Annotated in this window: 24 protein-coding genes and 1 tRNA gene; 14 read left to right on the forward strand and 11 right to left on the reverse strand. The window is 63.5% G+C overall.

Features of this window, described 5'->3' with window-relative positions:
• Positions 1-42 precede the first annotated feature (42 nt).
• From lptB to AC0L3C_RS12075, 5 genes are all read left to right on the forward strand, one after another.
• Complete coding sequence (gene lptB, locus AC0L3C_RS12055) at positions 43-1,053, forward strand: LPS export ABC transporter ATP-binding protein (RefSeq protein WP_473408091.1); 1,011 nt, start codon at positions 43-45, stop codon at positions 1,051-1,053.
• A 91-nt stretch (positions 1,054-1,144) separates the two neighbouring features.
• Complete coding sequence (gene rpoN, locus AC0L3C_RS12060; RefSeq protein ID WP_473264348.1) at positions 1,145-2,758, forward strand: RNA polymerase factor sigma-54; 1,614 nt, start codon at positions 1,145-1,147, stop codon at positions 2,756-2,758.
• Between the two features lie 80 nt (positions 2,759-2,838).
• Positions 2,839-3,444, forward strand: coding sequence for a ribosome hibernation-promoting factor, HPF/YfiA family (gene hpf / locus AC0L3C_RS12065; RefSeq protein WP_473264349.1), 606 nt, complete (start codon positions 2,839-2,841; stop codon positions 3,442-3,444).
• A gap of 239 nt (positions 3,445-3,683) precedes the next feature.
• Positions 3,684-4,145, forward strand: a complete 462-nt coding sequence (ptsN, locus tag AC0L3C_RS12070) for a PTS IIA-like nitrogen regulatory protein PtsN (RefSeq protein ID WP_027514736.1) — start codon at positions 3,684-3,686, stop codon at positions 4,143-4,145.
• A gap of 103 nt (positions 4,146-4,248) precedes the next feature.
• Positions 4,249-5,361: a tetratricopeptide repeat protein gene (locus tag AC0L3C_RS12075; RefSeq protein ID WP_473408092.1), complete on the forward strand. Its 1,113-nt coding sequence runs from the start codon at positions 4,249-4,251 to the stop codon at positions 5,359-5,361.
• A gap of 90 nt (positions 5,362-5,451) precedes the next feature.
• Here the strand turns inward: AC0L3C_RS12075 and AC0L3C_RS12080 are convergent, their stop codons facing one another.
• The 8 genes from AC0L3C_RS12080 to AC0L3C_RS12115 all read right to left on the reverse strand — a co-directional run bounded on the left by AC0L3C_RS12080 (position 5,452) and on the right by AC0L3C_RS12115 (position 12,908).
• Positions 5,452-5,724: a BQ00720 family protein gene (locus AC0L3C_RS12080; RefSeq protein ID WP_007598581.1), complete on the reverse strand. Its 273-nt coding sequence runs from the start codon at positions 5,722-5,724 to the stop codon at positions 5,452-5,454.
• Between the two features lie 50 nt (positions 5,725-5,774).
• The gene (locus AC0L3C_RS12085; RefSeq protein WP_007598583.1) at positions 5,775-6,200 is read right to left on the reverse strand and encodes an Hsp20 family protein; all 426 of its coding nucleotides are present in this window, start codon (positions 6,198-6,200) and stop codon (positions 5,775-5,777) included.
• A 296-nt stretch (positions 6,201-6,496) separates the two neighbouring features.
• A complete protein-coding gene (locus tag AC0L3C_RS12090; protein ID WP_473408093.1) occupies positions 6,497-7,576 on the reverse strand; it encodes a sn-glycerol-3-phosphate import ATP-binding protein UgpC in 1,080 nt (359 codons plus the stop codon).
• A 5-nt stretch (positions 7,577-7,581) separates the two neighbouring features.
• Positions 7,582-8,430 (reverse strand): sn-glycerol-3-phosphate ABC transporter permease UgpE, encoded by an 849-nt coding sequence (ugpE, locus tag AC0L3C_RS12095; protein ID WP_063992189.1) that lies wholly within the window; start codon positions 8,428-8,430, stop codon positions 7,582-7,584.
• The gene (ugpA, locus tag AC0L3C_RS12100; RefSeq protein WP_007603953.1) at positions 8,430-9,311 is read right to left on the reverse strand and encodes a sn-glycerol-3-phosphate ABC transporter permease UgpA; all 882 of its coding nucleotides are present in this window, start codon (positions 9,309-9,311) and stop codon (positions 8,430-8,432) included. Before ugpA ends, ugpE begins: the two co-directional genes overlap by 1 nt.
• 47 nt (positions 9,312-9,358) lie before the next feature.
• Positions 9,359-10,675, reverse strand: coding sequence for a sn-glycerol-3-phosphate ABC transporter substrate-binding protein UgpB (gene ugpB, locus AC0L3C_RS12105; protein WP_473278512.1), 1,317 nt, complete (start codon positions 10,673-10,675; stop codon positions 9,359-9,361).
• Positions 10,676-11,091: 416 nt separating this feature from the next.
• Positions 11,092-12,309, reverse strand: coding sequence for a CaiB/BaiF CoA transferase family protein (locus AC0L3C_RS12110; protein WP_473278511.1), 1,218 nt, complete (start codon positions 12,307-12,309; stop codon positions 11,092-11,094).
• Positions 12,310-12,482: 173 nt separating this feature from the next.
• Entirely contained in the window at positions 12,483-12,908 is a 426-nt protein-coding gene (locus tag AC0L3C_RS12115; RefSeq protein ID WP_007598424.1) for an organic hydroperoxide resistance protein, read from the reverse strand.
• Between the two features lie 153 nt (positions 12,909-13,061).
• Here AC0L3C_RS12115 and AC0L3C_RS12120 point away from each other — a divergent pair, with 153 nt between their 5' ends.
• Positions 13,062-13,523, forward strand: coding sequence for a MarR family winged helix-turn-helix transcriptional regulator (locus AC0L3C_RS12120; protein WP_473264354.1), 462 nt, complete (start codon positions 13,062-13,064; stop codon positions 13,521-13,523).
• 2 nt (positions 13,524-13,525) lie between these two features.
• On the opposite strand, the gene AC0L3C_RS12125 is transcribed toward AC0L3C_RS12120, so the two are convergent.
• From AC0L3C_RS12125 to AC0L3C_RS12135, 3 genes are all read right to left on the reverse strand, one after another.
• Entirely contained in the window at positions 13,526-13,762 is a 237-nt protein-coding gene (locus AC0L3C_RS12125) for a GIY-YIG nuclease family protein (protein ID WP_018645072.1), read from the reverse strand.
• Between the two features lie 161 nt (positions 13,763-13,923).
• Positions 13,924-13,999, reverse strand: a tRNA-Ala gene (locus AC0L3C_RS12130).
• A gap of 66 nt (positions 14,000-14,065) precedes the next feature.
• Positions 14,066-14,476: a TIGR02300 family protein gene (locus tag AC0L3C_RS12135; RefSeq protein ID WP_007598417.1), complete on the reverse strand. Its 411-nt coding sequence runs from the start codon at positions 14,474-14,476 to the stop codon at positions 14,066-14,068.
• A 112-nt stretch (positions 14,477-14,588) separates the two neighbouring features.
• Here AC0L3C_RS12135 and aroA point away from each other — a divergent pair, with 112 nt between their 5' ends.
• From aroA to AC0L3C_RS12175, 8 genes are all read left to right on the forward strand, one after another.
• Entirely contained in the window at positions 14,589-15,986 is a 1,398-nt protein-coding gene (gene aroA, locus AC0L3C_RS12140; protein WP_473408094.1) for a 3-phosphoshikimate 1-carboxyvinyltransferase, read from the forward strand.
• Positions 15,987-15,996: 10 nt separating this feature from the next.
• Positions 15,997-16,602 (forward strand): hypothetical protein, encoded by a 606-nt coding sequence (locus tag AC0L3C_RS12145; protein ID WP_473408095.1) that lies wholly within the window; start codon positions 15,997-15,999, stop codon positions 16,600-16,602.
• Positions 16,580-16,987 (forward strand): hypothetical protein, encoded by a 408-nt coding sequence (locus tag AC0L3C_RS12150; RefSeq protein WP_473264358.1) that lies wholly within the window; start codon positions 16,580-16,582, stop codon positions 16,985-16,987. The genes AC0L3C_RS12145 and AC0L3C_RS12150 overlap by 23 nt, the downstream gene beginning before the upstream one ends.
• 5 nt (positions 16,988-16,992) lie before the next feature.
• Positions 16,993-17,631, forward strand: coding sequence for a (d)CMP kinase (gene cmk, locus AC0L3C_RS12155; protein WP_473264359.1), 639 nt, complete (start codon positions 16,993-16,995; stop codon positions 17,629-17,631).
• Positions 17,632-17,897: 266 nt separating this feature from the next.
• Positions 17,898-19,604 (forward strand): 30S ribosomal protein S1, encoded by a 1,707-nt coding sequence (gene rpsA / locus AC0L3C_RS12160; protein ID WP_007598413.1) that lies wholly within the window; start codon positions 17,898-17,900, stop codon positions 19,602-19,604.
• 264 nt (positions 19,605-19,868) lie between these two features.
• A complete protein-coding gene (gene sppA / locus AC0L3C_RS12165) occupies positions 19,869-20,849 on the forward strand; it encodes a signal peptide peptidase SppA (RefSeq protein ID WP_007598412.1) in 981 nt (326 codons plus the stop codon).
• Between the two features lie 171 nt (positions 20,850-21,020).
• On the forward strand, positions 21,021-21,326 hold the full coding sequence (locus tag AC0L3C_RS12170) for an integration host factor subunit beta (RefSeq protein WP_007598410.1): 306 nt from the start codon (positions 21,021-21,023) through the stop codon (positions 21,324-21,326).
• A gap of 71 nt (positions 21,327-21,397) precedes the next feature.
• Complete coding sequence (locus AC0L3C_RS12175) at positions 21,398-21,790, forward strand: lipopolysaccharide assembly protein LapA domain-containing protein (RefSeq protein WP_473262525.1); 393 nt, start codon at positions 21,398-21,400, stop codon at positions 21,788-21,790.
• The last annotated feature ends 17 nt before the right edge of the window (positions 21,791-21,807 follow it).

The raw sequence follows: 21,807 nt of genomic DNA on the forward strand, positions 1-21,807 counted from the left end.
CGAAAACCGCGCAGGATCGTCGCGAAAGGCTAGAAGGCGGGGATGGTCGATCTCTTCAGCATGTTCCGTCGGCGCCCCGCCAAACGCGGCCGGCCAGGATTTGCGCGTCAGGACATCACCGCGCTCGGTGACAGCGTCGGCGGTCTTGTGGCCAGCCCGGTCAGGGACGCGCCGCCGATCGCCCGTAACCAACCGATGCATGCACCCGATCAGTTCCAAGGGGACTATCAGGGCGACTATCAGGCCGAGCCGCCCCGGGCTCAGGCGGTTCACCCGGTCAGGGCTGCCGGCAGGCCCAACGGTTCCGGCGGGCCTCAGCTCTTGAAGCGCCCGGGCTTCCTGGCTGTGCATAGCGTGGAAAAGAGTTTTGGCAGCCGCCAGGTCGTGCGCGGCGTCAGCATCTATGTGCGCCGCGGTGAAGCGGTCGGCCTGCTCGGCCCCAACGGCGCCGGCAAGACCACCGTGTTCTACATGATCACCGGCCTGATCAAGGCGGATCGCGGCGCGATCGAGCTCGACGGCCACGACGTCACCAAGCTGCCGATGTATCAGCGCGCGCGCCTCGGCATCGGCTATCTGCCGCAGGAGGCCTCGATCTTCCGCGGTCTCACCGTCGAACAGAACATCCGCGCCGTGCTCGAAGTGGTCGAGCCCTCGCGCAAGAAGCGCGAGCAGCAGCTCGATTCGCTGCTCGAGGAGTTCAACATCACGCGCTTAAGGAAATCGCCGTCCATCGCGCTGTCCGGAGGTGAGCGGCGCCGCGTCGAGATCGCGCGCGCGCTGGCGACGCGTCCGAACTACATGCTGCTCGACGAGCCCTTTGCCGGCATCGATCCGATCGCGGTCGGCGACATCCAGGACCTCGTCCGCCACCTCACCAACCGCGGCATCGGCGTGCTGATCACCGACCACAATGTGCGCGAGACGCTCGGCCTTACCGATCGCGCCTACATCGTCTATGCCGGTGAAATCCTGACCGAGGGCAGCCCGGAGGAGATCGTCGCCGATCCGGACGTGCGCCGCCTTTACCTTGGCGAGGAATTCCGCCTCTAGCCCGTTTTTCGATTTCGTCAAGACGTGTACATCGGGCTCGGACTAAGATAAGCAAAAATCGGACCAACTTTTTGGGATCGGTTCTTGCTTCATGGCGCTTTCGCAGAGATTAGAGTTCCGGCAATCGCAGTCGCTGGTCATGACGCCGCAGTTGATGCAGGCGATCAAGCTGCTGCAATTGTCCAATCTCGATCTCACGACGTTCGTCGAAGAGGAACTCGAGCGTAACCCGCTGCTAGAACGGGCCAATGACGAGCCGCCCGCCGGCGAGGGCCCGGCCGAGACCGGCCAGTTCAACGACAGCGACGGTGGCCACAACGACGAGCCCGGCGGCGGCCCGGGCGAAGCCTTCGAGCCAGGCCAGGAAGAGTGGATGAGCAAGGATCTCGGCACCCGCGCCGAGATCGAGCAGACCATGGACACCGGGCTGGACAATGTCTTTTCCGAGGAACCGGCCGAAGCGGCCGCGCGCAACGCCCAGGATGCGGCGCCGACCACCTATACCGAATGGGGCGGCGGCGCCTCCGGTGACGAGGATTACAATCTCGAAGCCTTCGTCGCCGCAGAGACCACGCTCGGCGACCATCTCGCCGAGCAGCTCTCGGTTGCCTTCACCGGGGCCGCGCAGCGCATGATCGGCCAGTATTTGATCGACCTCGTCGACGAGGCTGGCTATTTGCCGGGCGATCTCGGCCAAGCCGCCGAACGGCTGGGGGCATCGCAGCAGGACGTCGAGAACGTTCTTGCCGTGCTGCAAAAATTCGATCCGCCCGGCGTCTGCGCGCGCAATTTGAGCGAATGCCTGGCGATCCAGCTCCGCGAGCTCGACCGCTACGATCCCGCGATGCAGGCCCTGGTCGAGCATCTCGACCTCCTCGCCAAGCGCGACATCGGAGCCTTGCGCAAAGTCTGCGGCGTCGACGACGAGGACATCGCCGACATGATCGGCGAGATCCGCCGGCTCAATCCCAAGCCGGGCATGAAGTTCGGCTCGGCCCGGCTCCAGACCATGGTGCCCGATGTCTATGTCCGCCCGGGTCCCGACGGCGGCTGGCATGTCGAGCTCAACAGCGACACCTTGCCGCGCGTGCTGGTCAACCAGACCTACTATTCGCAGCTCTCGAAGAAGATCGGCAAGGACGGCGACAAATCCTATTTCACCGACGCGCTTCAGAACGCGACCTGGCTGGTGCGCGCGCTCGACCAGCGCGCCCGCACCATCCTGAAAGTCGCAACCGAGATCGTGCGCCAGCAGGACGGCTTCTTCACCCATGGCGTGGCGCATCTGCGACCGCTGAATCTGAAGGCCGTCGCCGACGCCATCCAGATGCATGAATCCACGGTGTCGCGCGTCACCGCCAACAAATACATGGCGACCAATCGCGGCACGTTCGAGCTGAAATATTTCTTCACGGCCTCGATCGCCTCGGCCGATGGCGGCGAAGCGCATTCGGCCGAAGCCGTGCGTCACCACATCAAGCTGCTGATCGATGCGGAGGCGCCGTCCGCGATCCTGTCCGACGACACCATCGTGGAACGCTTGCGCGGCTCGGGCATTGATATCGCCCGCCGCACGGTCGCGAAATACCGCGAAGCCATGCGCATTCCTTCCTCGGTGCAACGCCGTCGCGACAAGCAGAGCGCTCTTGGTAACGTCCTCTCCACCGCCATGGCCGATCGCTCCCGCAATCCCGAACCGGCCTGATTGCGCCGGCGCCAAATCGCGCTACTCTCGATCCGCTATCGGGCCCGATCCTGGCCAGGCACGAACCAAGCGAGGTTCACATGACTCTCCGCATCTCGGGAAAGAGCGTCAATGTCGGCGAGGCCCTGCGCGGCCGGGTCACCGACCGGACTGAAGAGGTCCTGCGCAAATATTTTGATGGCAATTATTCCGGCCACATCACGCTGAGCAAGGACGGCTTCGGCTTCCGCACCGACTGTGCGCTGCATCTCGATTCGGGAATCACGCTCGAGGCCGACTCGAACGCGCCGGACGCCTATGCCAGTGCCGACCAGGCGCTTCTGATGATCGAGAAGCGGCTCAAGCGCTACAAGAGCCGGCTCAAGGACCGCTCTGCCCGCAAGGCTCATGTCGCCTCCGCGGCGCTGGCCGCCATGGATGCCACCAGCTACGTGCTGGAGGCACCGGGCGAAGGTGAGGACGAGGACGAGATCACCGGCTACAGCCCCGTCATCATCGCCGAGGCCACCACCTCGCTGAAGCCGCTGTCCGTGAGCGAAGCGGTCATGGAACTCGACCTCAGCGGGGCGCCCTGCCTGGTGTTTCAGCACGGTTCCTCGGGCCGGGTGAACATCATTTACCGCCGGGCGGACGGCAATGTCGGCTGGATCGACCCCCCGGGGGCCAAGGCGGATGGCAAGGCCTGAGGGGCCATTGGGCGGCACCCTGGAACCCCGCCCCGGGGCTCCTTTCCGCCTTAACAATGACCGGGGCAAAGCTGCACGCGGGAGTTGGCACCGGGATTGCGTTGGAGTAGAAGCCCCCCACATCAGGGGCGAGCTAAGTCCGCCTCCTGCTTGAACTTCTCGACGTCGGCCCGCCCAGGTTCTTTGTCCAGGCTGGCCAATTCGGAACCTGACGTTTTCATTCACCTCGGAAGACTTCCATGCCGATTACCGATCTGGTCGCGCCCGAGGCGATTCTCCCGGCATTGAAGGTCAACAGCAAGAAGCAGGCGCTTCAGGAACTCGCGGCCAAGGCCGCCGAGCTGACCGGGCAGAACGAGCGTTCCGTGTTCGAGGTGCTCCTGCAACGCGAGAAGCTCGGCACCACCGCGGTCGGCTACGGCGTCGCCATCCCCCACGGCAAGCTGCCCAAGCTGGAAAAGATCTTCGGCCTGTTCGCCCGTCTCGATCGTCCGATCGATTTCGAATCGATGGACGGCCAGCCGGTCGACCTCGTCTTCCTGCTGCTCGCCCCCGAAGGCGCCGGCGCCGATCATTTGAAGGCGCTGGCCCGCATCGCCCGTCTCCTCCGCGACCAGGACATCGCCAAAAAGCTCCGCGCCTCGCGCGATGCCCAGGCGATCTATTCGGTGCTGGCGCTGCCGCCGGCGACTGCGGCGTAACCCTTCTCCGTCGAACCGACGCAGCGCCGTCTGCGACCTATTGTGCAGCCGGGCGCTGCGATATTTCGTCTCCGGCACTGTTTCGGCGCGGGGATTTTGCAAGATGATTTGCGGTTCGATCGGGCGGGTCTTCGGTCTGCTTTGCTCCGTCACCATTGTCGCCACCGCCGTGGCCCGCGCCGACGAGGCGTCCAACGACCGCGTCATCGCGGAGAAGACCGAGATCATTGCAGCCGATGCGACCAATGCGGTTGCTTACGAGCTGCGCGGCGAAGCCTGGTACATGAAGCGAGACTGGAATCGCGCCTTCGAGGATTGCAGCGCCGCGATCCGGATCGATCCAAATTTCGGGCGGGCCTATCACTGCCGCGGGCGGGCCTATTCCGCCAAAGGCGATCGCGATCACGCCATGATCGACTACAACGAGGCCATTCGCCTCGACCCAAATTATGGGCCGTCCTATACCTCGCGCGCCGAGGAGTATTTCAACAGGGGCGATTTTGATCGCGCGATCGCAGGCTTCACCGAGGCCATCGAACGCAGCCCCAAGCAGGCTTACCGTGCGCTCGTCATGCGAGGGGAGGCGTATGCAGCGAAGGGCGACACCGATCACGCCGTCGCCGACTACAGCGAGGCGATGCAGCGCAATCCGGCCGCCGCCTGGCCCTACGAGTTGCGAAGCACCATTCGCTCCCACAAGGGCGAGATCGATGCGGCTCTGGACGACTGCGACAGCGCAGTCCGTCTGGAGCCCGGAAGGGCCGGCGGCCACTATTGCCGGGCCATGGTGTTTCTGAAGAAGGACGATGCTGACAGCACCATCCGGGAGCTGGATGACGTTACCAGGATTACGCCGTCTTTCGCAAAGGCCTATCTCGTTCGCGGCGTCGTCCTGCACGGAAAGGGCGACGACAAACGTGCCCTTGCCGATTTTGACGAAGTGATCCGGCTACAGCCGGGGAATTCGGAGGCCTACAACAGTCGCGCCGGTCTGTTTCGGGACATGGGACAGCACGATCGCGCGCTCGCCGACTATAACGAGGCGATCCGGCTCGATCCCAAAAGCCAGCTCGCCCTGGTCAATCGTGCCCTCCTCTACATGATGATGTCCGACCCAAAACATGCGCGCGCGGATTTCAACAGCGTGCTCGCGCTGCCACTGAGCGACAAATGGGCCGTGGACACGGCGCGCGAAGGACTTGGCTTTGTGAAGTGATGGCGGAGCCGGGCTGCTAAAAGCAAAACGGGCACGCCTTCCTGCGAAGGCATGCCCGCTTGAAACCCTATTCGTGCGACGTGCGCGTGCTCAGTGCACGCTCACCGCTTGCAGCTCGTTGCTCCAGGCGTTGGCGATCGCGGCTTCGCGGCTGTCGGTCAGCATGATCGGCGTGCCGTCGGCGGCGTGGAGCGCGAAGAGCTTGAGGCCCGGCGCGATCTTCGGCGCTTCGGGAAACAGGCCCGGCACATCCTCGGAGCGGATCTGCTTCACATAGGCGATATGGCCTTCGCCGAGGGTTGCCAGCGTCTCTGGCGAGACGTTCTTGGCTTCGTATTCGAACGCAACGTGACCTTCACTCATGGTCTCGACTCCTCTGGAACACTAAGCGGTCGAGTCCGCTACTCGTTCCATTATTCGTGCTCATTGATAGCGATTGTCTTAACGATCCTCTCCGGTTCCGGCCGGGCAAGATCGATCGCCAGCAATCCGTTCTTCAGATCCGCACCCAGCACCAGCATCCCCTCTGCCAGCACGAAAGTGCGCTGGAAGTGGCGCGCGGCGATGCCGCGATGGATGTATTGCCGGGTCTTGTCGTCCTGCTGCCGTCCGCGAATGACGAGCTGGTTTTCCTCAATGGTTACATCGAGTTGGTCGCGGGTGAATCCGGCGACCGCCAGCGTGATTCGCAAACGCTCGGGCTGGCCCTCCGATCGGTCGCACCTCTCGATATTGTAGGGAGGGTAACCGTCGGCGCCTTTGACGACCCGATCGAGCACGCGCTCGATCTCGTCGAAGCCCAGCAGGAACGGACTGGAAAGCGTGGGAACACGAGACATAGTTTACAAAGTCCTCTCGAAGCGACTTTGGTGCATCAGGGCCCGTACAGGCACCCCTTGATCAGCAATATGGGCATATCCGCGTGTAGGTTCAAGGACGTAGCGGGGGGCTGTGGATGGGCAGCTCACCCGCTCTGCCATGCACGAAAGCTGACTTGTCGTCATGGCGCGAAACGCCTGCGACAGGCCCGGCACGACGAAATCGCGGCGCGATTTTTCTCAACAAAAACAAACCCCCTTCTACTGTGCATGGGGTTGTTTTCGCGGTTTTTAATCGACGGCCCTGTGGAACCAGGTCAGGCCTCGATCCGCGTCCGGCCGTCGCCGCTGAACAGATGCAGCTTTTGGCGCGTCGCTGCGACGCGGATCTTCGCGCCGATCGGCGGCGCCTCGGAGCCGGGAATGCGCACGATGACCTCGCCGGGCGGCAGTTCGCCGGGGTTGGCGGCGATGCGCTGCTCGTCCTGAGCCCGCGTGCCGTAGACGAAGGTTTCGGCGCCGACGCGCTCGATCGCTTCCACGGTGAGCGGGAGCGCGACGCCGCCCGCCGGGGTCTGGTCGGTGATGACGAAGTCTTCCGGGCGGATGCCGAGGATGCCGGCGTCGGTGCTGCCGAGCTGCGATTTGATCTCGTCGGCGCGAATTGACATCAGATTCATCGGCGGCGCGCCGATGAAGGAGGCGACAAAGGTCGTCGCCGGCTTCTCGTAGATCGCGAGCGGATTGCCGACCTGCTCGACCTGGCCGCCGTTCATCACCACGAGAATGTCGGCGAGCGTCATCGCCTCGAGCTGGTCGTGGGTGACGTAGATCGACGTGGTGTTGAGCCGGCGCTGCAATTTGCGGATCTCGACCCGCATCGCGATGCGGAGTTTGGCGTCGAGGTTGGACAACGGCTCGTCGAACAAAAACACTTTGGGCTGGCGCACGATGGCGCGGCCCATGGCGACGCGCTGGCGCTGGCCGCCGGAGAGCTGGCGCGGTTTGCGCTCCAGCATCGATGTGAGCTCGAGCACGCGCGCGGCTTCGTCGACGCGGGTCTTGACCTCCGCCTCCTTCATGCCGCGGTTGCGCAGGCCGTAGGCCATGTTGTTGAAGACGCTCATATGCGGATAGAGCGCGTAGTTCTGGAACACCATCGCGATGTCGCGGTCGGCGGGCTCGATCTGGTTGACGATGCGGCCGCCGATGTCGATCTCGCCGCCGGTGACGGTTTCGAGGCCTGCGACCATGCGCAGCAATGTCGACTTGCCGCAGCCGGAGGGGCCGACCAGCACGCAGAATTGGCCGTCGCCGACATCGACGTTGACGCCCTTGATGGCCTCGAAGCCGCCGGGATAGGTCTTGCGGACGTTGCGCAGGGTGACGTTAGCCATGGGATTTACTTTTCCGTCTCCACGAGTCCGCGCACGAACAATTTCTGCATCACGACGACGACGAACACCGGCGGCAGCATCGCCAGCACGGCCGTCGCCATCACGATCGGCCATTCGGTCAGCGCGTCGGTGGTGGTGATCATCTTGCGGATGCCGACCTGGATGGTCTGCATGTCGTCGCGGGTGGTGATCAGCAGCGGCCAGAGATATTGATTCCAGCCGAGGATGAAGAGGATCACGAACAGCGCCGCCATATTGGTGCGCGACAGCGGCAGCAGCGTATCCCAGAAGAAGCGCAAGGGACCGGCGCCGTCGATGCGCGAGGCCTCCAGCAGCTCGTCCGGCACGGTCATGAAGAACTGGCGAAACAGCAGCGTCGCGGTGGCCGAGGCGATCAGGGGCAGCGCCAGGCCCGCATAGCTGTCGAGCATGTGCAGATCTGCGACGATCTTGTAGGTCGGATAGATGCGCACCTCGACCGGCAGCATCAGGGTGATGAAGATGATCCAGAAGATCGGCATCCGGAACGGAAAGCGGAAATAGACGATCGCATAGGCCGAGATGATCGAGATCGCGATCTTGCCGACCGCGATCAAGAGCGCCATCACCAGCGAGTTCAGCATCATGTTGCCGACGGGCTCGCGGGTGGAGCCGCTCGTGCCGACGAAAATGGTCTGGTAGTAGACCTCGAAGAAATGACCGCCCGGCAGCAGTGACATCTGTCCGTTGGCGATCAGCGCGTTGTCCTGGGTCGAGGCGACGAACGCGATGTAGACCGGGAAGGCGACGATCGCGATCCCGATCCAGAGGATGATGTGGGCGATGTAGCGCCGGAAGCCCTCTTCCTCGACCATCAGTAGGTCACCTTGCGTTCGACGAACCGGAACTGGATTCCGGTGAGCACGATGACCATGACCATCAGGATCACCGACTGCGCCGCCGAGCTGCCGAGATTGCCGCCGAGCAGGCCGTCGGAATAGACCTTGTAGACCAGCGTGACCGTCGACGTTCCCGGACCGCCGCGGGTCATGGTGTCGATGATGCCGAACGTGTCGAAGAAGGCGTAGACGATGTTGACCACCAGCAGGAAGAAAATGGTCGGCGACAGTAGCGGGAAGGTCACGGTCCAGAAACGCCGCATCGGGCGGGCGCCGTCGATCGCGGCGGCCTCGAACACGCTCTTCGGGATCGCCTGCAGGCCGGCGAGGAAGAACAGGAAATTATAGGAGATCTGCTTCCATGCGGCGGCGAGGATGATCAGCGCCGCGGCTTGGTCGCCGTCGAGCAGCGGATTCCAGTCGATGCCCATGTTGCGCAGATAGCGCGAGAGCACGCCGAGCGAGGGATGCAGCATGAAGATCCAGAGCACGCCGACCACGGGCGGCGCCACCGCATAGGGCCAGATCAGGAGCGTGCGGTAGAGCATCGAGCCACGCAGCGGCTTGTCCGCCATCACGGCGAGCAGCAGCGCGAAGGACAGCGAAGAGACGGCGATCGCGAACGAGAACAAGAACGTTCGGACGATCGCCTCGAAATAGGCTGCGTCCTTGAACAGCTCGATGTAATTCTCGAACCAGACAAAGGTGGTCGACAGCCCAAACGCATCCTGCAGCAGGAAGGACTGGATCACCGCCTGCAGGGCCGGCCAATAGAAGAAAATCAGGACGATCGCGAGCTGCGGCGCAACCAGCGCGTACGGTAACAGCCTTGACTGGAAAATGGCTTGCTTTTGCATGATGCCAGCAGAGCGGCAGGCCGGGTCGCGGCCTGCCGCTCATTGCCTCACTTGACGGCGGTCTTTTCGAACTGCCGCAGCATCGTGTTGCCGCGCTCAACCGCGGAGTCGAGTGCCTGCTTGGCGGTCTTCTTGCCGGCCAGCGCCTGCTCGATCTCTTCCGACCAGACGTCACGCAGCTGCACCATGTTGCCGAGGCGCAGACCGCGCGAGTTCTCGGTCGGCTCCTTGTTGGTCAGCTCGAGCAGCGGCGTTTCGAGATAGGGCTGATCCTTGTAGAAGCCCTCTTCCTTTGCCTTCGCATAGGCCGCCTTGGTGATCGGCAGATAGCCGGAGGCCTTGTGGATATAGACCTGGCGATCAGTGTCCGAGAGGAAGGTCAGGAACTTCGCGACGCCCTTGTATTCCTCGGCCGACTTGCCGCCCATCACCCACAGCGAAGCGCCGCCGATGATCGAGTTCTGCGGTGCGCCCTTGACGTCGGGATAATAGGGCATCGGCACGGCTGTGAAGTTGAACTTGGCCTGCGCCTTGACGTTGCCGAAGAACGCGGACGAGGTCAGGTAGATCGGGCATTCGCCGGAGGTGAAGCGACCCTCGCCGGTGTTGGTGCGGCCGGCGTAGTCATAGGTCTTGGTCTTCTGCAGCTCGACCAGGGTTTCGAGATGCTTGACCTGAAGCGGTCCGTTGAACTCGAGCACGGTGTCGAAGCCGTCGAGGCCGTTGGCCTTGCTGGCGAGCGGCAAATTGTGCCAGGCCGAGAGCTGTTCGAGATTGACCCAGGTGACCCAGGAGCCCGAGAAGCCGCAGGTGTCGTGACCCGCAGCCTTCAGCTTCTTGGCGGCCTCGAACGTTTCGGGCCAGGTCTTCGGGATCTCGACATTCGCCTTCTTCAGCTCGTCGAGGTTGACCCACATCACGGTCGAGGACGAGTTGAAGGGGAAGGACAGCATTTCGCCCTTCGACGTCGAATAATAGCCGGTGATGGCGGGCAGGTAGATCTTGGGGTCGAACTTCTCGCCGGCGTCGGCCATCAGCTTGTAGACGGGCTTCACGGCGCCGGTCGCGGCCATCATGGTCGCGGTGCCGACTTCGAACACCTGCATGATGTGCGGGGCATTGCCGGCGCGGAACGCCGCGATGCCGGCGTTCATCGTATCGGGATAGTTGCCCTTGTAGGTCGGGATCACCTTGTAGTCGCTCTGCGACGCGTTGAAGTCGGTGGCGAGCTTGACGATGACGTCGTTGTTGGCCCCGGTCATCGCGTGCCACCACTGGATTTCGGTCGCGGCCAAGGCCGGCGAGGCCGATAGTCCTACCGTGAGTGCAATAGCGGCAGCCGCTCCAAACTTTCTAAGAGCCATCAAGTAAACCTCCCTTGGCCGTTCTCTTGGGCCGTCAAAAATGATCGCTTGCGCTAGCAGCGCCATATGACGTTCACATGACTGTGTAAGCGGGCGAAACGAAAGCGGCAAGCGCTGGAAAAGGGAAGCCGTCAAATAGGCGAATGCCGCGCGCGCGGCGTCCTCCATTCGCGTTGCACAGAGCGCCCGCGCCGCAGTGCGGCATTGGACGTCATCGCGGAATGGCAGTGGAAGATCGCCGATGCCGCTGCGAGCTCGAAAACCTCTCCCGCTTGCGGGAGAGGTCGCGCCGAAGGCGCGGGTGAGGGCTCTCTCCGCTTGGGGATTGTCCCGTTGCGGAGACACCCTCTCCCCAACCCTCTCCCGCAAGCGGGCGAGGGAGCGCGCCTACGGTGAGGCTCGATCTTCGTCTTATCTCAGCGCTTGCGTTCCGGGCCGCAGACCGTGCCCTGCTCGACCATCGCGTCGATCTCGGACCTGGAGTAGCCGAACTCGCCGAGCACCTCGGCTGCGTGCTGGCTGAATTTCGGCGGCAGGCGATGCAGGCTCGGCTTGCTGCGGTCGAGCCGGATCGGGGACGCCACGCCCTTGTACCAGTCCTTCTCGATAATATCGCCGCGCGCGATCGTGTGCGGATTGGTCAACGCCTGGTCGATCTTCTGCACGGGGCCTGCGGGCAGGCCCGCGGCGAGCAGGCGATTGCACAGCGGCTCGGCCTCGTGCTGGCTGAACACGGCGGCGAGTTCGGCCCGCAGCGCTTCGCGATTGGCGATGCGGTCCTTGTTGCGCGCAAAGCGTGGATCGGTGCCGAGCTCGGGCTTGCCGATCTCCTTGGCGAGCTTGCGGAAGGTGCCGTCATTGCCGACGCCGATGAAGATGTCGTCGGTCTTGGTCGGGAAGATCGCATAGGGCACGAGGTTGGGATGCTCGTTGCCGGTCAGCGCCGGCGGCTTGCCATGCATGAAATAATTCGCGGTGTGCGGATGCATGATGGCGAGACCGGTCTCGTACAGCGTGGTCTCCAGGAACTGGCCCTGGCCCGAGCGCTGCCGCTCCGACAGCGCCATCAGGATGCCGATCGCCGCATAGAGGCCGGTGCCGATGTCGACCAGCGGCACGCCGATCCGCATCGGTCCGCTCTCGGGCGAGCCGGTCGCCGCGATCATGCCGGTCATGGCCTGGATGATGGCGTCATAGCCGGGATTGCCGCCGCGCGGGCCGTCGGCGCCGAAGCCGCAGATCCGGCAATGCACGAGGCGCGGGAATTTCTCGCGCAACACGTCGTTGCCGATGCCCCATTTCTCCAGCGTGCCCGGCTTGAAGTTCTCGATCAGGACGTCGGCGCTCTCCAGCATCTTGAGCAGCACGGTCCGGCCGCCCTCGGAGGCGAGGTCGAGGCCGATCGAGCGCTTGTTGCGGTTGATGCCGATGAAATAGGCCGCGTCTTCCTCGTGGAAGGGAGGGCCCCAGTCGCGTACCTCGTCGCCTGCGGGCGGCTCGACCTTGATCACGTCGGCGCCGTGGTCGGCGAGGATCTGGGTGCAATAGGGACCGCCGAGCACGCGCGTGAGATCGATGACGCGCAGGCCGCTCATTGCACCCGTGGCGGCTCCAGAACTGGCGGCTTCAGTCATGCCTTCGCGTCCCCTGTGTCGATGTGATCACAGGCCTAACGAGGTTCGTCCGAGCCGGCAATGGCTTCCCGCGTAGGGCCTCATGCAGGCCCGTCGCCGCAATCCCGTGGGATGGCAAATCAAGGGAAGCGGCCGGCCCGAGGGATCCCGGGTCGGCCGCTTCAGCTAACCGATCAGACGACCGTCAGGCGAACGTCGACATTACCGCGCGTCGCGTTGGAATAGGGGCACACCTGGTGCGCCTTCTCGACCAGCGCCTCGGCTTCCGCGCGGGCGAGGCCCGGCAGCGATACGGCAAGGTCGATGTCGAGACCGAAGCCGCCGGCCGCGCGCGGGCCAATGCCGACGGTCGAGGTCACGGAGGCGTCGGCCGGAACCTTGGGGCCGCCCTGCGAGGACACGAACTTCATCGCGCCGATGAAGCAGGCGGCATAGCCCGCCGCAAACAGCTGCTCGGGATTGTTGCCGGCGCCGCCGCCGCCGCCGAGCTCCTTCGGCGTGGTGAGCTTGACGTCGAGCGCGCCGTCGAGGGTCGCAGCATGGCCGTCGCGGCCGCCGGTGGCCTTAGCACTGGTCTTGTAGAGGACATTCACTGACATTTTCGTCTCCCTGTGTTTTCGGGTGGGGTGCGATCCTTATTGCAAACAATTAGATTGTGGGCAATTGAAATCATGGCGTCTCACATTTAATTGTTCGCAATTGAATGTGGCGACGGCCGGCCCCAGAATGGAGCTGGTCCTGTGAGATTCTCGATGCCCCGGAAACATTCTGCAGCGGACACGCCGCTTCGCCTCGACAACCAGATCTGCTTCGCGGTCTACTCGGCCGCGCATGCCTTCAACCGCGTCTACAAGCCGCTGCTGGACCGGCTCGGCCTGACCTATCCGCAATATCTGGTGATGCTGGTGCTGTGGGAGCGCGACGACGTGCCGGTCAAGACCATCGGCGAAAAGTTGTTCCTGGATTCGGGAACGCTGACGCCGCTGCTCAAGCGGCTCGAGGCGGCCCACCTCGTCAAGCGCACGCGCTCGAGCGAGGACGAACGTCAGGTGCTGATCGCGTTAACCCCGCAGGGCCACGCCCTGAAGGACAAGGCGCGCGCCGTGCCGCAATCGATCCTGGCGGCGTCGGACTGCTCGGTCTCGGAACTGGTCGCGATGAAGGATGAAATCGTGGCGCTGCGCGATAGGTTGAATGCGGTGATCGGGGAGTAGGGTTAGAAGTGCTTCTTCGCGAAAGCGCGACCCGAGCCAGATTTCAGGTATCGCTCGAAGGCGACAGCGCGTGCCGCGTCATCAAACGCGAAATAGGTCCGAATTCGCCAAGGTCCGTACTTCGACGTGTGTGGCACCTCACCGGCGTTATGTTTTGCCAAACGGGCTCGTAAGTCGTCGGTAATGCCAACGTAGAAGTGCTCGGAATCAAGGCTTTCGAGAATATAGACGTATTTCATTCCGCTTCCTCCCTGAGGGCAGGATAGCAGTTCCCAGGAGCCTTGAGGTGCTTGCCTCGTCCGCCGTCGCCCTCCGGGCTATGGCGAGACAGCCTTCGCTCACTTCGCTACGAGGGACTTCCCGGGCTTGCCCAGCCGAAGCTCGCGAAGCGAGCGAAGGCTGGTGGAGCCAGGCGGGATCGAACCGCCGACCTCTTGCATGCCATGCAAGCGCTCTCCCAGCTGAGCTATGGCCCCTTAACCGTCCGACGCGCCTTGGGCGACGCGTCGGGAAAGACCCAGAACCACAGTTCTGGAATTATCTCAAGTCTCTTCGTCACCGCCGACATCACCAATGATGTCGGTGACGTCCTCATCGCCTTCTTCGTCGTCGGCGATAAAGGTCGAATCATCGTCGTCATCGTCCTCGATGGTCTCATCGACTTCGATGTCGTCCTCGGATTCGGGCACGACCGCCTTGACCTTGCCGGTGTTCTCCTCGGCATCGGCCTCCTCGAGCGAGACCTCCTCGACCTCCGCCGGCTCCGGCGTGGCGTCGGCGGCAGCGGCTGCGTGGCGGGCTTCGGCGCCACGGGGTGCGCGAGCCGGCGCGATGGGCGCGATCGGCACGACTTCTCCGGTATAGGGCGAGATCACCGGATTCTTGTTGAGGTCATAGAACTTTTTGCCCGTGGTGGGGCAAATACGTTTAGTTCCGAGTTCGGACTTGGCCACGGCAGAGGAATCCTGGGAATGTCTGAAAAGCGGTGCTTCACTTGGCTAGTTGGCGGCCCGCTGTCAATAGCGCATTACGGGAGAACGACATGCCCGTGACGGCGGGGAGACCATGTGGTACCTGCCCCGCGACTCCCGCAGGGACGTTTCGGGCCTATCCAAGGACACAAACTTGACCGATTCCGACAAGCCGACGCCGCTCCAGTCGCGCGCCAGCGGTCCCCTGACCGGGAAAGTACGGGTGCCCGGAGACAAGTCGATCTCCCACCGTGCCCTCATCCTCGGTGCGCTCGCGGTTGGAGAGACGCGGATTTCGGGCCTCCTGGAGGGCGAGGACGTCCTTAACACCGCCAAATCCATGCAGGCACTTGGCGCCAGGGTCGAGCGCACCGGAGATTTCGCCTGGAAGGTGAACGGCGTGGGTGTCGCGGGCTTCGCGGAGCCCAAAGCGCCGCTGGATTTTGGCAACTCCGGCACCGGCTGCCGGCTCGTCATGGGCGCCGTCGCCGGCTGCCCGATCTCTGCGATTTTCGACGGCGATGCCTCGCTGCGCAGCCGGCCGATGCGCCGGATCCTGGATCCGCTGGAAAAGATGGGTGCGAAGGTCGTCGCCGGCGGCGAGGGCGGTCGTCTGCCGCTGACCGTCCAGGGCGCGCGCGATCCGCTGCCGATCACCTACAAGACGCCGGTGGCGTCGGCCCAGATCAAATCCGCCGTCCTGCTCGCGGCCCTGGCCGCGCCGGGCACCACCACCGTGGTCGAGACCGAGGCCAGTCGCGACCATACCGAGCTGATGCTCAAGCATTTCGGCGCCGAGATCACCTCGGTGCAGGAAGGTCAGCACGGCCGCCGTATCACGCTCGTGGGCCAGCCTGAGCTGCATGGCGCCAATGTCGTCGTGCCCGCCGATCCCTCGTCGGCGGCGTTCCCCATCGTTGCTGCGCTGATCGTCGAAGGCTCCGAAATCATCCTGTCCGATGTCATGACCAATCCGCTGCGGACCGGTCTTTTCACCACGCTGCGCGAAATGGGTGCCTCGATCGAGGAAAGTGAAGTTCGCGGCGACGCCGGCGAGCCGATGGCGAAGCTGCGCGTACGCGCCTCGAAATTGCGCGGTGTCGAAGTGCCGCCGGAGCGCGCACCGTCGATGATCGACGAATATCTGGTGCTGGCGGTGGCGGCCGCCTTCGCCGAGGGAACGACCATCATGCGCGGCCTCCAGGAGCTGCGTGTCAAGGAATCCGACCGTCTCGAAGCCACTGCCGCCATGCTCCGCGTCAACGGCGTCAAGGTCGAGGTCTCCGGCGACGATTTGATCGTCGAAGGCCGCGGCCACGTTCCGGGCGGCGGCGTTGTGGCCACCCACATGGACCATCGCATCGCGATGTCCGCGCTGGTGATGGGCTGCGCGTCGGACCAGCCGGTGACCGTCGACGACACCGCCTTCATCGCCACCAGTTTTCCGGATTTCATCCCAATGATGCGTTCGCTTGGGGCCGATTTTTCATGAGGAAGCTGCCATGAGCGCAGCCTTCGATCGCGATGCCTTGCTGGACGCTTTCGATTCGATAGGCCGTGCTGCGGCCGAGGCTGGAACGAAGCTTCAGATCGCGGTCTATGGTGGCTCCGCCCTCATGCTTGCCAGCAACTTTCGTTTCGCGACGGAAGACGTCGATGTCTCGAAGCTCGAGCGTCCGCTGCCGGATTGGCTGGAGGGGATCACAGCCGAAATCGCCGCAAGGAATGGATGGGGTGCCGACTGGTTCAACGATCACGTGGTGTTTCATCTCAGCCCACTGGCCGACCGGGCCGCGGATCATCTCGAATTCGGCACTTTCCCGCGTGACGGCACGCCACCGGGACTTGAGGTCTCAGTGCCCTCCGCTGCATATCTTCTCGCGTTGAAACTGAAGGCTTTCCGGGTCACGGATCCCGTTCTCGGGGAGACGGAACGGCTCGATATCCTGAACTTCATGAAAGTGGTTGGAATCGCGACCGTAGAGGAAGCCATCGCACTGCTTGGCCGGTATTTTCCGGTGAGCGCGGCCTCCTCGGAAAAGCAGCGCTTCCTTTTGAAGAACATGAACCCGGAGGGAGGAGCGGATGCGCCCAAATACCCTCGCTGAGGCCGTCGATCGCATCCGCGCCGGCGCGCCGCAGGACGTCACGCTGGCCGAATTCATCGACACATTCGATCTTGCCGGGACGAGCAGGGCCCAGTACCAGGCCATCGAAGACGAACCAGTATTGACGCGAAACGATCGGCTGGACGCCCTTGTCGGCGCGATCGCCGAATATCTGGCAAAGCAGCGTCGCCTCGGGCGGGTGCCGGCGTGGGTCTGCGATCCGGCGCGGCGTCTCGCCGAGCCGTGGTTCACCGCGTCATCCCCATCGGATGCGATGCGAGAATATTTGACTTACGCGAGCCCCGCCGAATTCGCGTCCCGCAACATCTTCACGGAGGAGCGGCCATTGCGACGCGCCCGTAGTCCCCACGCAGTCAAGGTTTGAGTGATATGATCATCGCCATCGACGGGCCCGCGGCTTCGGGCAAGGGCACGCTCGGCAAGCGCCTTGCCCACCATTACGGCTACCGTCACCTTGATACCGGCGTGATCTATCGCGCGGTGGCCTATTCCCTGATGCAGTCCGGGCATGATCTCCGGGACGAGGCGGCGGCGGTCGCTGCGGCGCTGGAACTCGATCCCGAAAAGTTCGGCAATCCGGCCCTGAAGACCCAGAAGGCGGGCGAGGGCGCCTCCATCGTCTCGGCGATCCCCAGAGTGCGCGAGGCCCTGATCAACTTTCAGCGGCAATTCGCCGCCGATCCGCCCGGCGCCGTGCTTGACGGACGGGATATTGGAACCGTGATCTGCCCCCATGCCGACGTGAAGATCTTCGTCGTCGCCGATCCCAAGGTCCGCGCCCGCCGCCGGACCATGGAGGCCAAGGCGCGGGGCGAGGAGGCCGATGAGGCGGCGGTGCTTGCCGACATCATCCAGCGCGACGAACGCGACAAGAACCGCCCCATTGCGCCTTTAAAACCGGCCGCGGATGCTTACTTGCTAGATAACTCCCAACTGGATATAGAAGGCGGCGTCCGGGCCGCCATCGACATTATCGAGGCTGTCCGAGCGGGCCGGTCGCGGGGTTAAGCCGCTGCCGTCATTGGAGGAAGCGCCCGCTCCCGCTCTTTGAGGTCGATACTCTCGGTCCCTGCTTGGGGCCGACGCGATCCAGGCTCCGGACAAAAGATTTCCACGTATCGCACGCGCGGGCCTCAGCCGGCCCGCTTCCGCTGTTCCGCCTCCAGGTCGGAGCAGCGAGCGGTCGCTCGAAGGTTCTGCGGACCTTCCGACACTGCGCGTACGATGCGCCCAAGAACCCAACGGCCGGCATGACATCCGCAACTGGAGAACAAATGGCTTCGACTTCTGCTGATACCTATAGCCCGTCGCGCGACGATTTCGCCGCGATGCTCGACGAGTCCTTTGCAGGCGGCAACCTGCAGGAAAGCTCAGTCATCAAGGGCAAGGTTGTTGCAATCGAAAAGGACATGGCCGTCATCGACGTCGGCCTGAAGACCGAGGGCCGCGTTGCCCTGCGCGAATTTTCCGGCCCCGGCCGCGACAGCGAGCTCAAGGTCGGCGACGAGGTGGAAGTGTTCCTCGACCGGATCGAGAACGCCCTCGGCGAAGCCGTGCTGTCGCGCGACAAGGCGCGCCGCGAAGAGAGCTGGGGCAAGCTCGAGAAGGCTTTCCAGAACAACGAGAAGGTCAACGGCGTCATCTTCAACCAGGTCAAGGGCGGCTTCACCGTCGACCTCGACGGTGCCGTGGCCTTCCTGCCGCGTTCGCAGGTCGACATCCGTCCGATCCGCGACGTTGCGCCGCTGATGAACAACTCGCAGCCGTTCCAGATCCTCAAGATGGACCGTCGCCGCGGCAACATCGTCGTGTCGCGCCGCACGGTTCTCGAAGAGACCCGCGCCGAGCAGCGTCAGGAGCTGGTGCAGAACCTCGAAGAGGGTCAGGTCATCGACGGCGTGGTCAAGAACATCACCGATTACGGTGCGTTCGTTGATCTCGGCGGTATCGACGGTCTGCTGCACGTCACCGATATCGCGTGGCGCCGCGTCAACCATCCGACCGAGGTGCTCTCGATCGGCCAGACCGTGAAGGTCAAGATCATCAAGATCAACCACGAGACGCACCGCATCTCGCTGGGCATGAAGCAGCTGTTGGACGATCCGTGGCAGGGCATCGAAGCCAAGTACCCGCTGGGTGCCCGCTTCACCGGTCGCGTCACCAACATCACCGACTACGGCGCGTTCGTCGAGCTCGAGCCGGGCATCGAAGGCCTGATCCACGTCTCCGAGATGTCGTGGACCAAGAAGAACATGCACCCCGGCAAGATCGTTTCGACCTCGCAGGAAGTCGAAGTGCAGGTGCTGGAAGTGGATTCCGTCAAGCGCCGCATCTCGCTCGGCCTCAAGCAGACCATGCGCAACCCGTGGGAGGTCTTCGTCGAAGGTCATCCGACCGGTTCGACGGTCGAGGGCGAAGTCAAGAACAAGACCGAGTTCGGTCTGTTCCTGGGCCTCGAGGGCGACGTCGACGGCATGGTCCATCTCTCCGACCTCGACTGGAAGCAGCCGGGCGAGCAGGTGATCGACAACTACAAGAAGGGCGACATGGTGAAGGCCGTGGTGCTCGATGTGGACGTCGAGAAGGAGCGCATTTCTCTTGGAATCAAACAGCTTGAAGGCGACCCCTTCGCCGAGCCGGGCGATGTCAAGAAGGGCGCGGTCGTGACCTGCGAAGTGATCGACGTGAAGGAGAGCGGCATCGAGGTGAAGATCACCGGTACCGACTTCACCACGTTCGTGAAGCGCTCGGAGCTCGCCCGTGACCGCAACGATCAGCGCGCCGAACGCTTTGCCGTCGGCGAGAAGGTCGATGCCCGCGTGATCCAGTTCGACAAGAAGGCCCGCAAGGTGCAGGTGTCGATCAAGGCGCTCGAAGTCGCCGAAGAGAAGGAAGCCATCGCGCAGTATGGCTCCTCCGATTCGGGAGCGACGCTCGGCGACATCCTGGGCACGGCGCTCAAGAACCGCGACACCAAGTAAGCGAACCGCAGGTTTCGCTGCATCAAAGCCCCGGCGTGAGCCGGGGCTTTTTTGTTGTTGAGGTCGTAGCCCGGATGGAGCGAAGCGAAATCCGGGATTCGTGCGGCTGGGGGGATTCTCTCGGATTGCGCTTCGCTCCATCCGGGCTACGCGGCTACCGGCCTTGTTTTCTTCTAATTGCGCCGCAATTGATGTATCCAGATAAGCCAATGGTGACGCTGCGACGGCAACAACGCGCCTGGCCTTTCACTTGGAGACATTGAGATGTCGCTCGATTCGGACATCATCGTCGATCGCCGCAGGATCCGCCGCAAGCTGACGTTCTGGCGCGTATTGGCCGCGCTGATCGCGATCGCGGCGATCGCAGGCTTCGCGCTGGTCGCGACGCCGGGTGCGCGCGGCACGTTCGCGTCCGCCGGCTCGATCGCGCGGGTCCAGATCGATGGCCTGATCCGCAGCGATTCCGATCGCACGCAGGCGCTCGAGCGGCTGGAGAATTCGCAGGCCGCCGCCGTCATCGTTCACATCAATTCGCCGGGCGGCACCACCGCCGGCTCCGAGCAGCTCTACGATTCCCTTGTGAGTCTGAAGGCAAAGAAGCCGCTCGTCGTCGTCGTCGAAGGCCTCGCGGCTTCCGGCGGCTACATCACCGCGATCGCCAGCGATCACATCATCGCCCAGCAGAGTTCGCTGGTCGGCTCGATCGGCGTGCTGTTCCAGTTTCCGAACGTCTCGGAGCTGTTGAAGACCGTCGGCGTCAAGGTCGAGGAGGTAAAATCCACGCCGCTGAAGGCCGCGCCCAACGGTTTCGAGCCGACCAGCCCCGAGGCACGGGCCGCGCTCGATGCGCTGGTGAAGGATTCCTATGCCTGGTTCAAGGGATTGGTGAAGGACCGGCGTGGCATGGATGACACGCAGCTCGAGAAAGTGGTTGATGGCCGTGTCTTCACCGGACGCCAGGCCATCGATCTCAAGCTGATCGACCAGATCGGCGACGAGAAGACCGCCGTAACCTGGCTGGTCGAGCAGAAGGGCGTCAAGAAGGGGCTCTCCGTGCGCGATTACAAGCTGCAGCCGCGCTTCAGCGATCTGCCGTTCCTCAAGACAGCGGCCGCAGTAACGCTGGAAGCACTGGGTTTAGGCTCGATTGCGCATCAAATCGGACAAACCGGCGTCGCACAGGCGGTCGATCGGCTCGGAATGGATGGAATGCTCGCCTTGTGGCAGCCGGCGGCGTCGAACTGACGGAACCGGGCGAGTCCCGGAGGTTTTTCCCGTTCGGCGCGTGCAGGGCCAGCCTGCTTTTTTGGCATTTGTCACGTATTTTCACGACGCTCAACCTTCATTTAGCGTCTTGACAGATCACGGTATTTTCACGGAAATGGTCGTCCGCACGCTCCCGGGTCCTATCTCTCGATGATCAAATCCGAACTTGTTCAGCGTATCGCCGAGCACAACCCGCATCTGTACCAGCGGGATGTCGAGAACATTGTGAATGCGATTCTCGAAGAGATCGTAGCGGCTCTCGCGCGCGGTGACCGCGTCGAGTTGCGCGGCTTCGGTGCCTTCTCGGTCAAGCACCGCCCTGCACGCGCAGGGCGCAATCCGCGCACCGGCGCCCATGTCCCTGTCGATCAGAAGAGCGTTCCGTTCTTCAAGACCGGCAAGGAAATGCGCGAACGGCTGAATCGCGACCATCCGGATCCAGGCGCGCCAGACTGAGGTCCACCTCAGGGTTTCCCGCGGTCGCCAGTGATGCGGCCGCAACCTTGATTCAAGGCGAGCGAGCCGAGATGCGAAAATTCCTGACCGCACTGGTTGTGATTCCGCTGGGCCTGATCCTGATGGTCTTTGCCGTCGCCAACCGGCATTTCGTCACGGTCTCGTTCGATCCCTTCGTGTCCAACGACCCGTCATTCTCGGTCACGCTGCCGCTGTTCCTGCTCCTGATCGTGGTGGCCGCGCTTGGGGTCCTCGCGGGCGGTTGTGCCGTCTGGTTCGGCCAGCGGCACTGGCGGCGTGCGGCGCGCCGACATGACGCGGATGCCCGCGCCGCGCGAGGCGAACTGGCCGATCTGCGGGCCCAGGCGGCCGCAGCAAGGCCCGAGTCCCAGCGCCTCCCCGTTCCCTCCGGGGTGGGGCTTTACGGGCCCGTCGGGCGAGACAAGCAGCGCGCGACGTTGTAGAAGCGGCCGCAACCGAA

The organism is Bradyrhizobium sp. WSM4872, from assembly GCF_055811715.1.

Excerpts from the sequence above, each read along its gene's own strand:
- rpoN (WP_473264348.1), top strand. The coding sequence starts at position 1,145 with ATGGCGCTTTCGCAGAGATTAGAGTTCCGGCAATCGCAGTCGCTGGTC.
- AC0L3C_RS12125 (WP_018645072.1), bottom strand. The coding sequence starts at position 13,762 with ATGAAATACGTCTATATTCTCGAAAGCCTTGATTCCGAGCACTTCTAC.
- AC0L3C_RS12110 (WP_473278511.1), bottom strand. The coding sequence starts at position 12,309 with ATGACTGAAGCCGCCAGTTCTGGAGCCGCCACGGGTGCAATGAGCGGC.
- lptB (WP_473408091.1), top strand. The coding sequence starts at position 43 with ATGGTCGATCTCTTCAGCATGTTCCGTCGGCGCCCCGCCAAACGCGGC.
- AC0L3C_RS12090 (WP_473408093.1), bottom strand. The coding sequence starts at position 7,576 with ATGGCTAACGTCACCCTGCGCAACGTCCGCAAGACCTATCCCGGCGGC.
- AC0L3C_RS12150 (WP_473264358.1), top strand. The coding sequence starts at position 16,580 with ATGCGCCCAAATACCCTCGCTGAGGCCGTCGATCGCATCCGCGCCGGC.
- cmk (WP_473264359.1), top strand. The coding sequence starts at position 16,993 with ATGATCATCGCCATCGACGGGCCCGCGGCTTCGGGCAAGGGCACGCTC.
- AC0L3C_RS12170 (WP_007598410.1), top strand. The coding sequence starts at position 21,021 with ATGATCAAATCCGAACTTGTTCAGCGTATCGCCGAGCACAACCCGCAT.
- ugpB (WP_473278512.1), bottom strand. The coding sequence starts at position 10,675 with ATGGCTCTTAGAAAGTTTGGAGCGGCTGCCGCTATTGCACTCACGGTA.
- ugpE (WP_063992189.1), bottom strand. The coding sequence starts at position 8,430 with ATGGTCGAGGAAGAGGGCTTCCGGCGCTACATCGCCCACATCATCCTC.
- AC0L3C_RS12145 (WP_473408095.1), top strand. The coding sequence starts at position 15,997 with ATGAGCGCAGCCTTCGATCGCGATGCCTTGCTGGACGCTTTCGATTCG.
- hpf (WP_473264349.1), top strand. The coding sequence starts at position 2,839 with ATGACTCTCCGCATCTCGGGAAAGAGCGTCAATGTCGGCGAGGCCCTG.
- ugpA (WP_007603953.1), bottom strand. The coding sequence starts at position 9,311 with ATGCAAAAGCAAGCCATTTTCCAGTCAAGGCTGTTACCGTACGCGCTG.
- ptsN (WP_027514736.1), top strand. The coding sequence starts at position 3,684 with ATGCCGATTACCGATCTGGTCGCGCCCGAGGCGATTCTCCCGGCATTG.
- AC0L3C_RS12115 (WP_007598424.1), bottom strand. The coding sequence starts at position 12,908 with ATGTCAGTGAATGTCCTCTACAAGACCAGTGCTAAGGCCACCGGCGGC.
- rpsA (WP_007598413.1), top strand. The coding sequence starts at position 17,898 with ATGGCTTCGACTTCTGCTGATACCTATAGCCCGTCGCGCGACGATTTC.
- AC0L3C_RS12080 (WP_007598581.1), bottom strand. The coding sequence starts at position 5,724 with ATGAGTGAAGGTCACGTTGCGTTCGAATACGAAGCCAAGAACGTCTCG.
- aroA (WP_473408094.1), top strand. The coding sequence starts at position 14,589 with ATGTGGTACCTGCCCCGCGACTCCCGCAGGGACGTTTCGGGCCTATCC.
- AC0L3C_RS12085 (WP_007598583.1), bottom strand. The coding sequence starts at position 6,200 with ATGTCTCGTGTTCCCACGCTTTCCAGTCCGTTCCTGCTGGGCTTCGAC.
- AC0L3C_RS12120 (WP_473264354.1), top strand. The coding sequence starts at position 13,062 with ATGCCCCGGAAACATTCTGCAGCGGACACGCCGCTTCGCCTCGACAAC.
- AC0L3C_RS12175 (WP_473262525.1), top strand. The coding sequence starts at position 21,398 with ATGCGAAAATTCCTGACCGCACTGGTTGTGATTCCGCTGGGCCTGATC.
- sppA (WP_007598412.1), top strand. The coding sequence starts at position 19,869 with ATGTCGCTCGATTCGGACATCATCGTCGATCGCCGCAGGATCCGCCGC.
- AC0L3C_RS12075 (WP_473408092.1), top strand. The coding sequence starts at position 4,249 with ATGATTTGCGGTTCGATCGGGCGGGTCTTCGGTCTGCTTTGCTCCGTC.